General features: G+C 77.4%; 15 protein-coding genes. 6 read left to right on the top strand and 9 right to left on the bottom strand.

Annotation, left to right across the window (positions count from 1 at the left end; translation table 11 throughout):
- Positions 1-145: 145 nt before the first annotated feature.
- Positions 146-766 carry a M48 metallopeptidase family protein gene (locus ACI8AC_RS16735; RefSeq protein WP_456898950.1) on the bottom strand — a complete coding sequence of 207 codons (621 nt, stop codon included), beginning with the start codon at positions 764-766 and terminating at the stop codon, positions 146-148.
- 387 nt (positions 767-1,153) lie between these two features.
- Here ACI8AC_RS16735 and ACI8AC_RS16730 point away from each other — a divergent pair, with 387 nt between their 5' ends.
- The 3 genes from ACI8AC_RS16730 (at position 1,154) to ACI8AC_RS16720 (ending at position 3,978) form a co-directional block, all read left to right on the top strand.
- Entirely contained in the window at positions 1,154-1,306 is a 153-nt protein-coding gene (locus ACI8AC_RS16730; RefSeq protein ID WP_012950213.1) for a DUF5679 domain-containing protein, read from the top strand.
- 148 nt (positions 1,307-1,454) lie between these two features.
- The gene (locus ACI8AC_RS16725; protein WP_456898949.1) at positions 1,455-2,504 is read left to right on the top strand and encodes a ThiF family adenylyltransferase; all 1,050 of its coding nucleotides are present in this window, start codon (positions 1,455-1,457) and stop codon (positions 2,502-2,504) included.
- Between the two features lie 151 nt (positions 2,505-2,655).
- Positions 2,656-3,978 (top strand): ABC1 kinase family protein, encoded by a 1,323-nt coding sequence (locus ACI8AC_RS16720; protein WP_456898948.1) that lies wholly within the window; start codon positions 2,656-2,658, stop codon positions 3,976-3,978.
- 75 nt (positions 3,979-4,053) lie between these two features.
- Here the strand turns inward: ACI8AC_RS16720 and ACI8AC_RS16715 are convergent, their stop codons facing one another.
- The 5 genes from ACI8AC_RS16715 to ACI8AC_RS16695 all read right to left on the bottom strand — a co-directional run bounded on the left by ACI8AC_RS16715 (position 4,054) and on the right by ACI8AC_RS16695 (position 7,594).
- The gene (locus ACI8AC_RS16715; protein WP_456898947.1) at positions 4,054-4,251 is read right to left on the bottom strand and encodes a hypothetical protein; all 198 of its coding nucleotides are present in this window, start codon (positions 4,249-4,251) and stop codon (positions 4,054-4,056) included.
- Between the two features lie 79 nt (positions 4,252-4,330).
- Entirely contained in the window at positions 4,331-4,495 is a 165-nt protein-coding gene (locus tag ACI8AC_RS16710) for a hypothetical protein (RefSeq protein WP_199522224.1), read from the bottom strand.
- 90 nt (positions 4,496-4,585) lie between these two features.
- The gene (locus ACI8AC_RS16705) at positions 4,586-4,843 is read right to left on the bottom strand and encodes a WhiB family transcriptional regulator (RefSeq protein WP_456898946.1); all 258 of its coding nucleotides are present in this window, start codon (positions 4,841-4,843) and stop codon (positions 4,586-4,588) included.
- Between the two features lie 223 nt (positions 4,844-5,066).
- Complete coding sequence (locus tag ACI8AC_RS16700; RefSeq protein WP_456898945.1) at positions 5,067-5,354, bottom strand: hypothetical protein; 288 nt, start codon at positions 5,352-5,354, stop codon at positions 5,067-5,069.
- A gap of 185 nt (positions 5,355-5,539) precedes the next feature.
- Complete coding sequence (locus tag ACI8AC_RS16695) at positions 5,540-7,594, bottom strand: ATP-dependent helicase (protein ID WP_456898944.1); 2,055 nt, start codon at positions 7,592-7,594, stop codon at positions 5,540-5,542.
- Between the two features lie 118 nt (positions 7,595-7,712).
- On the opposite strand from ACI8AC_RS16695, the gene ACI8AC_RS16690 reads away from it, so the two are divergent.
- The 3 genes from ACI8AC_RS16690 (at position 7,713) to ACI8AC_RS16680 (ending at position 9,366) form a co-directional block, all read left to right on the top strand.
- Positions 7,713-7,976 carry a mycoredoxin gene (locus tag ACI8AC_RS16690; protein WP_456898943.1) on the top strand — a complete coding sequence of 88 codons (264 nt, stop codon included), beginning with the start codon at positions 7,713-7,715 and terminating at the stop codon, positions 7,974-7,976.
- A gap of 122 nt (positions 7,977-8,098) precedes the next feature.
- Positions 8,099-8,719 (top strand): ANTAR domain-containing protein, encoded by a 621-nt coding sequence (locus ACI8AC_RS16685; RefSeq protein ID WP_456898942.1) that lies wholly within the window; start codon positions 8,099-8,101, stop codon positions 8,717-8,719.
- Between the two features lie 95 nt (positions 8,720-8,814).
- The gene (locus ACI8AC_RS16680; RefSeq protein WP_456898941.1) at positions 8,815-9,366 is read left to right on the top strand and encodes a uridine kinase; all 552 of its coding nucleotides are present in this window, start codon (positions 8,815-8,817) and stop codon (positions 9,364-9,366) included.
- Positions 9,367-9,409: 43 nt separating this feature from the next.
- Here ACI8AC_RS16680 and nudC read toward each other — a convergent pair whose 3' ends face one another.
- The 3 genes from nudC to ACI8AC_RS16665 are packed head-to-tail and all read right to left on the bottom strand — an operon-like array spanning position 9,410 to position 13,046.
- Positions 9,410-10,378 carry an NAD(+) diphosphatase gene (gene nudC / locus ACI8AC_RS16675; protein WP_456898940.1) on the bottom strand — a complete coding sequence of 323 codons (969 nt, stop codon included), beginning with the start codon at positions 10,376-10,378 and terminating at the stop codon, positions 9,410-9,412.
- The gene (locus ACI8AC_RS16670) at positions 10,375-11,739 is read right to left on the bottom strand and encodes a M16 family metallopeptidase (RefSeq protein ID WP_456898939.1); all 1,365 of its coding nucleotides are present in this window, start codon (positions 11,737-11,739) and stop codon (positions 10,375-10,377) included. Before ACI8AC_RS16670 ends, nudC begins: the two co-directional genes overlap by 4 nt.
- A complete protein-coding gene (locus ACI8AC_RS16665; RefSeq protein WP_456898938.1) occupies positions 11,736-13,046 on the bottom strand; it encodes a M16 family metallopeptidase in 1,311 nt (436 codons plus the stop codon). Before ACI8AC_RS16665 ends, ACI8AC_RS16670 begins: the two co-directional genes overlap by 4 nt.
- Positions 13,047-13,162: the final 116 nt, after the last annotated feature.

Here is a 13,162-nt window from a genome sequence, read left to right as displayed (position 1 = left end):
CGCCCGCGCCTGGACGCTGGTCGTCTGGCGCTGCTGGCAAGACCACCAGCCTTACAACCCCGACCGCCACGGCGCCCTCAACCGATACCTCAACCGGGACGCCGCGGCGGCGGCTTGACACAGGGCTACTCAGTCGGCGGCCTGCTCAGTCGACCGGGTCGCCCTCGGGGCGGGGGGCGGACTCGCCCGACGCCTGCTCGATCCCCTCGAGGAACCCCCGCGCCCGCTCGGCGCGGGGGTAGCGGGCCACGAGCGCCCAGAACGCCGCCGAGTGGCTGGGCTCGATGAGGTGGGCCAGCTCGTGCACCAGGACGTAGTCGACGACGTACTCGGGCATGGCACGCAGGCGGCTGGAGAGCCGGATGCTGCGGTCGGCGGGCGTGCACGACCCCCAGCGCCGCTGCTGGTTGTCCACCCAGCGGACGCTCGCCGGCTCCGGCACGCCGTCCAGGTGCGCCAGGGACAGCGCCCGGGCGCGCGCCATGAGCTCGTCGTCCCCGCCGAGGGAACGGCGCCGGCGCTCCTCGCGGGTCTGCAGCTTGGCCACCATCTGCGCCACCCAGCGCCGTTCCTCGGCGGGCGTGAAGGCCGCGGGGATGAGGACCACGGTGCGACCGGACTCGCGATAGGCGGTCACCGTGCGCCGCCGCCGGGCGCTGCGCCGGACCTCGACGCGATCGGGCACCGCGGGGACGGTGCGCGGCGACCGGGCCTGCGGAGCGGTCGGTACGCGGGAGTCCGGGGTGTCGGGGGTCGAACCGGGCACGGAGGAGACCGTAGGTGACGGCCGGCCGGCGCGTGAGCCGGCCCCGCACCCGCTCGGGTGCATGTCGCACGGACGGTGGACACCCAGGCGGCCGCACGGGGTGGGGCACCGGGCAGGACACCGCCGTCCACACCCCTCGAGAACCGGATCCGCGCAGCTGGGCACGCGTGTCGCCGGGTTCCCCGCCCGGCGGCGGGCCGGTGCGTCCCCCGGTTGCGCACAGCTCCGGAGCAGCGGTCCCCACCGTGTCCACACCGCTGTCCACAGGCCGTGGACAACCGGGGTGGGTGACCGCCCGGTCGGCTCCGGGACCTGTCCGGAGGCCCGGGTACCGTTCCGGCCCACGACGCCCGGGCCGGGCGCCGGAGAACGCGAGGAGGGAGCAGCGTGGCGGAGAGCTACAACGGCTACTGCGTGAAGTGCAAGGAGAAGCGGGACTTCGACGGCGAGGTCAAGGTCAGCGAGTCCGGCCGCCGCATGGCCCAGGGCACCTGCCCGGTCTGCGGCACCAAGATGAACCGGATCCTCGGCAAGGCCTGAGGGAACGCACCCTCCCCGCCCGCGGGCTCGCAGTGCGAACCCGGGGAGGGCCGCCGGCGGCGTCCCGCAGCGCGGGGCGCCGCCGGCGTCGTCCACAGGACGCGGGCGGCGGCCCCGTGCCCGGCCCCGCCCCTGTCACCCTCCCCCGGTGACCGACACCTCCCACCCGCTGCTGCCCCCGACCGTGCCGGTGCTGCGACTGCCCGGCGGCGCGGACGGCCCGGCCCTCCAGGTGGGCGGCGTCGACTCGACCGACGGGGTCGTGGTCTCCCCCGCCACCGGCGCTCTCGAGCGCCTGCTCCGCGGGCTCGACGGCCGTCGCCCCCGCCAGGCGGTGGTCGCCGACGCGGTGCGCGACGGCCACGACCCGGCCGCGGTGGAGGCCCTGCTGCGGGCGCTGCTCGACACCGGGCTGCTGGTCGACCTCGAGGCCGCGGACCTGCTGGCCACCGACGCCGGCCCCGCCGCGTCGGCGCGGGCGGCGGCCGAGCTCCCCACGGCCACCGGGGGTGCCCGCTGGCAGGCCCGCCGTCGGGCGACCGTGGTGGTCGACGGCGCCACCCGGGTCGGGGTCCCGCTGGCCGCCGTCCTCGCCGCGAGCGGCGTGGGCCGGGTGCACGTCCGCGACACCGGGCCGGCCACCGCGGGCGACGCCGTGGTGGGCGGGCTGGGTGCGGCCGACGAGGGCCGGCCCCGCGGGCTGGCCGCCGCCGACGCCGTGCGCCGGGCCAGCCCGCTGACCGACCTGCGCCCCCCGGCCGGGAACGCCGACCTCGTCGTCCTCACCCGGGCCTGGGCGTCCACCGATCCCCACGTGGCCGACCTGCAGCGCGACGGCGTCCCCCACCTGGTCTCCACCGTGCGCGGGGAGACCGGTGTGGTGGGCCCGCTCGTCGTCCCGGGCCGGACCGGGTGCCTGCGCTGCGCGGAGCTGCTCCGCCGGGACGCCGACCCGCGCTGGCCGGTGCTCTCCGCACAGCTCGCCGCCGACGCGCGACCGGCCGGCGCGACCGTCACCTGCCTGCTGACCGCGCTGACCGCCGCCGTCCAGGTCCTCGGCTACGTCGACGGCGGCGGCGCCCCGGTCACGCTGGGGGCCACCCTGGAGCTGCGGCCGCCCCAGTTCACCCCGCGCAGCCGCCGCTGGGGCGCCCATCCCGAGTGCCGGTGCCGCCCGCCAGGGGCCCCGGGGGGATGAGTTCACCGACCACGCTCGGCGCCCGGCCCCTCCGTCGGGGGACAATGGCGGCAGTGTGCGCCAGCGGACCCGCGGGGGGTGCGCGTCAGGGCTTGAGCTCCCGGGCACCGGTCGGTGCCCCGGAGCGGCCGCGCGCGAGCGAGGAGAGAGCGTGAGCGAGACCGGACGTGAGATGCCGCGAGGGTCGGTCTCACGGACCGCACGGCTGGCCTCGTTGCCGCTGGGTGCGGCCGGCCGCGCCACCCTGGGGATCGGCAAGCGGCTCTCCGGCCAGTCGGCCGACGCCGTGGCCGCGGAGATGCAGCAGCGCACCGCCGAGCAGCTCTTCGCCGTCCTGGGCCAGCTCAAGGGCGGGGCGATGAAGCTGGGGCAGACGCTGTCGGTCTTCGAGGCCGCGGTGCCGGAGGAGGTGTCCGCGCCCTACCGCGAGGCGCTGGTGAAGCTGCAGGAGGAGGCGCCGCCCATGCCGGCGCGCACCGTGCACGCGGTGCTCTCCCAGCAGCTGGGCGGCCGGTGGCGCGAGCGGTTCCGGCACTTCGACGACCTGCCGGCGGCCGCGGCCAGCATCGGCCAGGTGCACCGGGCCACCTGGCGGGACGGCCGCGACGTGGCGGTGAAGATCCAGTACCCGGGGGCCGCGACCGCCCTCATGGCCGACCTCAACCAGCTGGCGCGCTTCGCGCGGCTGTTCGCGGCGCTCTTCCCGGGGATGGACGTCAAGCCGCTGATCGCCGAGCTCAAGGCGCGGGTGGTCGAGGAGCTCGACTACGGGCTCGAGGCCGACGCGCAGCGCGGGTTCGCCGCCGCCTACGACGACGACCCGCAGATCGTCGTCCCGCGGGTGGTCGCGAGCGCGCCGAAGGTGATCGTGTCCGAGTGGCTGGAGGGCACGCCGCTCTCCCGGGTCATCGCCTCGGGCACCCGCGAGGAGCGCGACCGGGCGGGCCGGCTCATGGCCGTGCTGCACTTCTCCGGGCCGCAGCGGGCCGGGCTGCTGCACGCCGACCCGCACCCGGGCAACTTCCGGCTGGTGCCCGACGGCCGGCTCGGCGTCATCGACTTCGGCGCGACCGCCCGGCTCCCCGACGGCCACCCCGAGCCGATCGGCCGGCTGGTGCGCTGGGCGCTCGAGGGGCGCGCCGAGGACGTGCTCGCCGACCTGCGGGCCGAGGGCTTCGTGCGGCCGAACGTGGCGGTCGACGCCCAGGGGGTGCTGGAGTACCTGCTGCCGCTCCTGGAGCCGATCACCGGCCACCACTTCCACTTCACCCGCGCCTGGATGCAGGAGCAGGCGGCCCGGGTCGCCGACCCCCGCAGCGAGGCCAGCCGGCTGGGCCGGATGCTCAACCTGCCCCCGGCCTACCTGCTCATCCACCGCGTGACGATCGGCTCCATCGGCGTCCTGTGCCAGCTCGACGCGGCCGGGGACTTCCGCAGCGTCGTCGAGGAGTGGCTGCCGGGCTTCACCGGCTGACGGGCTCCACCGGTCGGACCGACCCCGGCGTCCGGGGTCCCGGCGTCACGGGTCCCGGCGTCACGGGTCCAGGCGTCACGGGTCCAGGCGGGCCTCGAGGTCGCGGAGGCAGTCCCGGGCGCAGTCCGGGCACAGCGCCGTCGCCGGCCCCGGCGCCGGCCCGCCCCCCGACCCGGTCGGCCGCGGAGGGGTGTCCAACGACCAGCCGGTCGCGGCGTCGGCCGCCCGCCCGGCCCGGCCGCAGCGCCGGCAGGTCAGCTCCGGGGGCTGCATCCCCCCAGCATGCCGCGCGGGCGGACGGATCGGGCCGGGGCCGGGCGTGCGGGACGCCCGGCCCCGGCCGGGGACGCCGTCAGCGGACGGCGGCGCTGGCGCGCGCGGCCCGGCGGGTCGCGTACTCCGCGCGGCGGGCCCAGCGGCGGGCGGCCCGCAGGCGCGCCGCCCGGCTCGCGGTGTCGGCCTCGGCGCGCAGCTCGCGCAGTCGGTCGACGGCCATGTGGTACTCGGTGGTGTGCACGGCGGTTCCTCGGTTCTCGGGTGGGCCGGTGACGTCGGTCGATCGGTCAGGGGTGCCGTGCCGCGCACGCGGCCCGGCCGGTCGCGCCGCTCACGCCGCGACGACCTTGCGGGGGCGTCCCCGCGGGCGCTTGCGCGGGATGACCACCCCGCGCTCGAAGATCTGGCCGCCCCAGACGCCCCACGGCTCGCCGCGGTCCAGGGCGCCGGCCAGGCAGGCCGCCTGGACCGGGCACTCGGCGCAGAGCGTCTTGGCCTGCTCCAGCAGCGCCGGGCTCTCCGCGAACCACAGGTCCGGGTCGGTCCGGCACGGCAGGGGCCGGCGCACCGGCGCCGGCTGGACCCGCACGGGCCGTCGGGGCAGGGGGCCCCCGGTCCGGGGGAGCCCCGGCCGGCGGTGGGACGACGGGCGGTCGATCGCCTGCTGCACTGCCGCTCCTCCTCGTACTCGTCTCGTCCACGGCCGGCGGGGACCGCCGACCGGAGGTCGGGGCCGGGTGTCGCGGCCGGCAACGAGAGAGGCCGCGGACCCGGGTTCGGGTTCCGCGGCCTCGAGGAGGACCTGGTGAGCGCTAGCTCAGCGGTCTCCGCGGGGGGTGGATCCCGGGGGTCGTGTCGTGCTGGGTGTAGGACTGCTCACGGGTGCCGAACTGGGCGGTGGGCACGAAAGGCACAGCGGTGCTGTCGACGCAACCCGTGGTGGGCGCGATGCCGAACACCTCGAGGGCGACGACGCCGACGAGCGGCAGGGCGCGCAGACGGGTGGCCGGGCGCGGGGCCTGGAGATCGGCCGGACGCACGGCGAGGCTCCCCGACCAGGAGGCCACGGAGGGGGCGAGCGCGGTCGTCGTGGTGATCATCGTCGCCCCTCCTCTCCGGGGATCGGGTGCCGGCGCGGGCGCCGGTACCGGGGTCTGGCGCGCCCGGGAGCTCCCCCAGGCGCGATCAGGACAGTAGGGCGGCCCCGCTGGGGCGGTCAACGCAATTAACCCGGCGGTCGGGGTGTGAGCCCGGTCACCCGTCGGCCGTCACGGGGAGCAGCGGGTCAGGAGCCGACCGTGGCGAGGACGTCCTCGCCGTAGAGCTCGAGCTTGCGCGCGCCGATCCCCGGCAGCGCGGCCAGCTCGCGCAGGCTGCCCGGCCGGCTCTCCGCGATCGCCTGCAGCGTGGCGTCGGTGAGCACGACGTAGGCCGGCACGGACGCCGCCTGCGCGGTGGCGCTGCGCCAGGCACGGAGCCGCTCGAACAGCTCGCCGGCCTCCCCCTCGAGGACCACCTTGGCCCGCTTCTGCCGGCGCGGGGCGGGGGCGGCGGTCGGCGCGGACTCGGGCACCAGACCGGTGAGGAAGCGGCTGCGCGGCCGGGACCGGCGCCCGCCGGGGTTGCGGGCGAGGGACCACGAGAGCGTCAGGTGCTCGCGGGCCCGGGTGACCGCGACGTAGAGCAGGCGCCGCTCCTCCTCGACCGCCTCGGGCCGCGACAGCGACTGGGCGATCGGGAGGACGCCGTCGACCAGGCCGACGACGAAGACGACGTCCCACTCCAGGCCCTTGGCCGCGTGCATCGAGGCCAGGGTGACCCCCTGCACGGTCGGGGCGTGCTGGGCGTCGGCCCGGGCGGCGAGGTGGGTGACGAAGCCGGGCAGGTCGATGGTCGGGTCCTCGGCGACGAGGTCCACGGCCAGGTCGACGAGGGCGGCCAGGGACTGCCACCGGTCCCGCGCGGCACCGCCGGGCGGCGGGCGGTGCTCGACCCAGCCGGTCGAGGCCAGCACGTCGCGGACGGTGGGCACCAGGGCCCCCGGTTCGGAGCCGCCGGCGGCGGCCCCGCGCAGCAGCAGCACGGCCTCCCGCACCTCGGGGCGCTCGAAGAACCGCTCGCCGCCGCGCAGCACGTAGGGCACGCCGGCCGCGCTCAGCGCGTTCTCGTACACCTCGGACTGGGCGTTGATGCGGAACAGGACCGCGACCTCCGAGGCCGGCGTCCCCGCCTCGATGACCGCCCGGCACGCCTGCGCCACGGCGGCGGCCTCGGTCGGCTCGTCGGGGTGCTCGAAGAACCGCGGCGCGGGCCCCTCGGCGCGCTGCCCGAGCAGGCGCAGCCCCGGCAGGCCCTTGCGCGGCGGCGCCTGCCCGATGAGCCTGTTCGCCAGCGCCACCACCTGCGGCGTCGAGCGGTAGTCGCGTTCCAGCTTGACGACCTCGGCGTCGGGGTAGCGGTCGGCGAAGCCGAGCAGGTAGTCCGGGTCCGCGCCGGTGAAGGAGTAGATCGTCTGGTTCGGGTCCCCCACGACGCAGACGTCGGCCCGGCCGCCCAGCCAGGCGTCGAGCAGCCGCTGCTGCAACGGGTTGACGTCCTGGTACTCGTCGACCACGAAGTGCCGGTACTGGCCGCGGACCTGACGGGCCACCTGGGGGTGCTCCTCGATGGCGAAGGCCGTGACGAGCAGCAGGTCCTCGAAGTCCAGGACGCCGTCGCGCTGCTTGGCCGACTCGTAGGAGGCGTAGACCTGCGCGACCGCGGGCGCCTCGAACGGCGGCTCGCGACCGGCGGCGCGGGCCCGGGCCGGGTAGTCCTCCGGCGTCGCGAGGGTGGTCTTGGCCCACTCGATCTCGCTGGCGAGGTCGCGCAGGCTGGCCCGGTCGGTGGTCAGCCGGGCCCGCGACGCCGCGGAGGCGACCAGTCGCAGCTTGTTCTCCACCAGCCCGGGCATCGGGCCCCCGAGCACCTGCGGGGCGAAGTAGCGCAGCTGCCGCATCGCGGCGGCGTGGAAGGTCCGCGCCTGCACCCCGCCGACCCCGAGCCCCCCGAGCCGGGTGCGCAGCTCCCCCGCGGCCCGGGCGGTGAACGTCACCGCCAGCACCTGCTCGGGCACGAAGGCGCCGGTGTGGACGCCGTAGGCGATCCGGTGGGTGATGGTGCGGGTCTTGCCCGTGCCGGCCCCGGCGAGGATGCAGACCGGCCCGCTGACCGCGGAGGCCGCCGCGCGCTGCTCGTCGTCCAGCTGCGCGAGCACCGCCTCCGCACCGGTCGTGCGGACGGCGCCGGGCGCCCCGGCCATCTGCGACATCCGCTCCCCCGCCTTCCCTCGACAGCCCACCCATCCTCCCAGCCGGCACCGACGGCCGGGGGAAGCATCCCCAGGGGCGCGGCGTTGGGGACGGCAACGGCCACACCGGCCGCACCGGCCGCACCCCGACCAGGAGGACACCGACCCCATGAGCGCTGCGACCCCCGCCGTGACGATGTACACGACCCCGTGGTGCGGCTACTGCGTCCGGCTCAAGAAGCTCATGCAGCGCGAGGGCATCGAGTACGCCGAGGTCGACATCGAGCGCGAGCCCGCCGCGGCCGACATCGTCATGCAGGCCAACGGCGGCAACCGCACCGTCCCGACCCTCGTCTTCGCGGACGGCACCGCGCTGACCAACCCCGGCATCGACCAGGTGAAGGCGCAGCTCACGCAGCAAGCGGACGCGTGACGGCGAGTGTTCCCGCGCGTGCGGTGCGCGAACAGGCATGATCGTCGTGCACGGGGCCGGCACGTCGGCCCGCTGACGCCCGGCCGTCCCGCCGGGCCCTCGACCCTGCGGAGGCCGTTGAGGTGAGCACGAGCGTGGATCTCGCCGTCGCTGGCGTCGGCCCGGAGGAGGTCCTGCGGGCCGACACCCCGTCGGTCGTGGTGGTGCGGACCGAGCGCGGGTGGTCGGTGCTGTCCCCGGGCCGCGCGGAGGACGTCGCGGACCTGGTGGAGGGCATGTCCCTCGCCGACCTGGTCGCCGAGGAGCTGGGCACCCTCGTGGAGCCCGACCGCACCGCGCGCCGCGCGGCCCGGGGCGCCGGCGGCGAGCCGCAGCCCGAGGTCGACCCCCGGGACGCCCGCATCGCCGCCCTGGAGCGCACCGTCGCCCAGCTGGAGCACGCCCTCGCGGCGCGGGTGTCGACCGAGCGCGCCATCGGCGTCCTGGCCGAGCGCCTCGGCACCTCCCCGCGGGCGGCCTTCGAGCTCCTCCGCGGGAACGCCCGCGCCTCCGGCCGGCCGGTCCCCGAGCTGGCCCGCCAGGTCCTCGACGAGCTCGACGCGCGCCCCGCACCGGCGGCGCCGACCGGCGGTGGTCCCGCCCCCCGCCCCCCTGCACCGCGCGATCCCGCGGCCGGTGACGAGCGACCGGCCCGGAACCGCAGCCGCACCCGGCGGGGGGCGGCCGCGGAGAGCCGGCCCTGAGCCGGCCGGAGCCGCTCACCCCGCGGGCGCTGGCCGACCGGCTGGCCGGCCTGCTCGCCGACCTCGACCCCGCCCCCGGCGCCGCCGCGCTGCGGGTGGCCGTCGACGGTCCCGACGTCGCCGCGCCGGAGGTCCTCGCCGCCGCCGTCGCCGAGCGGCTGCCGCCGCTGGGCCGGGGCGCGGTCGTCGTCCCCGCCGGGGGCTTCCTGCGCCCGGCGTCCCTCCGCCTGGAGCACGGCCGCACCGACCCCGACGCCCGCTACACCGACTGGCTGGACGCAGGCGCCCTGGCCCGGGAGGTGCTCGACCCCGTGGGGCCGGGCGGATCGGGGCTGTACCTGCCGGTGCTGTGGGACGTCGAGACCGACCGGGCCGCCCGTGCCGACCGGCGTCCGGCGCCGGCCCGCGGCGTGCTGCTCGTCCCCGGTGCGATGCTGCAGGGGCTGGGCCTGGCCTTCGACGTCGTCGTCCACCTGCGGGTGGGTCCGGCCGCGCGCCGCCGCCGGACGCCGGCCGAGCAGGCGTGGGAGCTGCCCGCCTTCGACCGCTACGACGAGGAGGTGGACCCCGCCGCGCTCGCCGACGCGGTGGTGCTCGCCGACTCCCCCGACCGGCCCGCGCTCGTGCTCCAGGGCCGGCTCGGGTGAAGCGGGCCCGCGCTGCGAGCGGCCCTCGCGACGCGGGCCCCGCTCACCCGAGCTCGCCGGTCACCCAGCGGTCGATGATGTGCCGGGCGATGGAGACCGCCGGGGGCAGCGCGCGCGGGCCGTCCCCGGAACGCAGCTCGTCCCGGGTGAACCAGCGGGCCTCCTCGATCTCGGTCGGGTCCAGCCGCAGGGTCGGGTCGCCGTCCACGCGGGCGGTGAAGCCCAGCATCAGCGACTGCGGGAACGGCCAGGGCTGGCTGCCCACGTAGCGCACGTCGGTGACCCGGACGCCGACCTCCTCGGCCACCTCCCGGGCGACCGCGGCTTCTGCGGACTCCCCCGGCTCGACGAACCCGGCCAGGATCGAGTACCGGCCCGGCGGCCACACGGCCTGGCGGCCCAGCACGCAGCGGTCCGCGCCGTCGTGCACGAGCATGATCACCGCGGGGTCGGTGCGCGGGAACAGCTCGGCGCCGGTCTCCGGGTCCCGCCGCACCCAGCCGGCCCGCTCCACCGTCGTCGGCGCGCCCGACAGCGGGCTGTAGCGGTGACGCTCGTGCCACTCGAGGATGCCGATGGCCTCGGCGAGCAGGCCGGCGTCCAGGTCGTCGAGGTCGGCGCCCAGCTCGCGCAGCCCGTTCCAGCCGTCCACCGGCCGGCCGGCGACGATCAGCCGGCGCTCGGCGCGGACCGCGGCGTAGGGCACGCCGTCGGCCTCGCCGAGGTACACCGCGCCCTCCGGCAGCCCGGTGCGCTCCTCCCAGAGCAGCCGGGGCCGCTCGCCGTCCTCGCGGACCGGCACCGTGCGGCGCTCGTCCACCAGCAGCACCCGCACCGGCCGGCCCTCGGTCGGGTCGGGCAGCGCACGGGCCAGGTGGCTGCGGTCGTGCGCCGCCCGGGACAGCAGCGGCACCGGGCCGGGCGGCGAGGGGCGGGTGCCCTCCGGCCAGCTGGACGCCGTGGGCTGCTGCGGGTTGTCGGCGGCCGTGCTGCCGCCCTCGGGGACGCTCACGCCGGCACCCCGTCCGACGCCGAGGCGCGGACGTCGACCGGCCCCAGCGCGCGCAGCTCGTCGGCCACCCGCTCGGCGTCACCGACGACGACCGCGGTGAGGGCCGCCGGGGACAGGTAGCGGCGGGCCGCGGCCTGCACCTGCTCGACGGTCACCTCGGCCAGGGCCCGCTGGTGCTCGGCCAGCCAGCCCGGCGGGAGGCCGGACCCCACGAGGGCCGACAGGGTGCTGGCCAGGCCGGCGTGCGTCGCCGTCGACAGGGCCATGCTGCCCAGCACGTAGCGCCGGGCGGCGTCCAGCTCGGCCTCGGTGACCGGGGTGGTGGCCATGCGGCCCAGCTCGTACCAGGTCTCGAGGAACGCCGGGGCGGTCACCTCGGTGGCCACGTCCGCCTCCACCAGGAAGGACGACGCCGCCGCCAGGTGGTCCACGGCGCTGCGCGGGCTGTAGCTGTACCCACGGCGCTCCCGGATGTTCTCGACCAGCCGGGAGGAGAAGTAGCCGCCGTAGACCATGGCGGCCAGCCGGGCCGCGGGGAGGTCGGGGTCGGTCCGCTGCGGTGCGGGCCCGCCCAGGCGCAGGTTGGACTGCACCGCCCCCGGCCGGTCGATCAGCTCGAGGTGCCCGGCGGCCAGCTGCGGCGCCGGCGGGGCGGCCACCGCCGTCCCCTCGCCGGTCCAGCCGGCCAGCGCGGCACCGGCCGCGTCCACCGCGGCCGCCGGGTCGAGGTCGCCGACGAGCACCAGCGTGCTGCCGGCCGGCAGCACCCGCTCGCGGTGCAGCTTGCGCAGCGCCTGGCTGCGGACCCCGGCGACCAGCTCGACGGCCGGCAGCTGCTCGGCGTAGGGGTGGGTGCCGTAGCGCCGGGCGGCGAGCGCGGTGCGCGCGACGACCCCGGGCTGGGAGCGCGCGATGGCGATCCGCTCGGCGACGCGGGCCCGCTCGGCCTCGACGCGGTCGGCCGGGTAGGTGGCGCCGGTGAGCACCTCGGCGAGGACCCCCAGCACCGGGGCGAGGCCCTCGGCCAGCAGGGTGGTCGAGAACAGCAGCCGGTCCGGGTCGGCGGACACCGACAGCTCGCCGCCGTGCTCCTGCACGAGCATCGCGATCCCGGTGGCGTCGTGCGCGCCCGTGCCCAGCAGCACGGCGCCGGAGAGGACCGAGGTCCGGGCCACGTGCTGCGCGGCACCGCGGGGTGTGGCCGCCGCGAAGGGCACGCGCAGGCGGAGCTCGACCAGCGGGACGCCCGGCCGCGGGACGACGACCAGCCGCAGCCCGCCGGGCAGGGTCTCCTCGGTGACGGCCAGCTCGGGCTGGGGGCGGGGCTCGCCCAGCGGGGGGACGAGGTCCGGCGGGGTCATCGGGCACCTCCGGTGGCACGCAGCTCCAGCACCGCCACGGTGCCCGGGTCCAGCCCGCGGGCGGCCACCTGCACCTGCTCGGGGGTGACCGCCGCCAGCCGCGCGGCGAGCTCGCCGGCCAGCTCGGCGCGGCCGTGCACCAGCTCGGCGGCGGCGAAGGCGAGGGTGCGGCCGAGCACGGAGTCGGCCTGGCGGAGCAGCTGGGCCTCGGCCCGGGCCTGCACCCGGGTCAGCTCGTCGGCGTCCACGCCGTCCGTGGCGACCCGCCCGACCTCCTCGTGCACCGCGGCGATGACGTCGTCGGCCGGCACGGCGGCCGGGTGGTGGACCTGGGTGGTCAGCAGCGTGGCGTCCCGGACGTCGAAGGGGTCCCCGAAGAGCCCGACGTAGCTGCTCTGCGCGACCGCGATCCGGTCGTCGTGGACCAGCCGGCGCTCCAGCCGCGAGGCGTCGCCCTCGCTGAGCAGCTCGGCGAGCAGCACGGTGCCGAGGTAGGTGTCGAGGTCGCCCACGGGGTCGGGCACCCGCCAGCCGAGCGCGAGCGCCGGGGTGGGCACCAGGCGGTCCTCGACCACGCCGCGGCGGACCGTCGTCGGGGACGGCTCGCCGGTGGCCGCCGTCGGCGGGACGTCGCGCCCCTCGATCGGGCCGAACCAGCGCCGCACCAGCCGCTCGGTCTCGGCGACGTCGAGGTCGCCGCCGAGGCAGAGGACGGCGTTGCCCGGCGCGTAGTAGCGGTGGAAGAAGTCCAGCGCGTCGTCGACGGTCGAGGACTCCAGGTCGACGAAGGAGCCGTAGCCGTCGTGGGTGTTGGCGAAGCTGTCGAAGGCGATCTGGGGCAGCTGCAGCCAGGGGAAGGCGCCGTAGGGCCGGTTGAGCACGTTGACCCGGATCTCCTCCTTGACCACGTCGATCTGGTTGCGGAGGTTCTCCGGCGTGATCGCCGGGGCGGCCATGCGGTCGGCCTCGAGGAACAGCGCCCGCTCGAGCGCCTCGGCCGGCAGCGCCTCGTAGTAGTTCGTGTAGTCCTGGTGCGTCGAGCCGTTGAACGTGCCGCCGGCGGCCTGGACCAGGCGGGCGTGCTCCATCTTCGGCACGTGCGCCGAGCCCTGGAACATCATGTGCTCGAAGAGGTGCGCGAACCCGGTGCGGCCCTCCGGCTCGTTGCGCATCCCGACGTCGTAGGACACCGTCACCGCCACCACGGGGACGCTGCGGTCCGGGGTGACGACGACCCGCAGGCCGTTGTCGAGCCGGAAGCGTTCGACGGGGTGCCGGAGGGTGAGGTCGGCAGCAGCTGCTGTCACGACCCGACACTAACCGCTGGCCCGGGCACCTCCCGCGCCGAGCGGGAGGGCCCGGCACCCCGACGCGCCGCCGACGACCCGCCGGACCAGGCTGGGCTCGACGGCGGCCGCGGTGC

This window comes from Geodermatophilus sp. SYSU D00758 (assembly GCF_054049955.1).
Note: the sequence above shows the minus strand (reverse complement) of the source record. Positions and strands in the feature narration are given on the sequence as shown.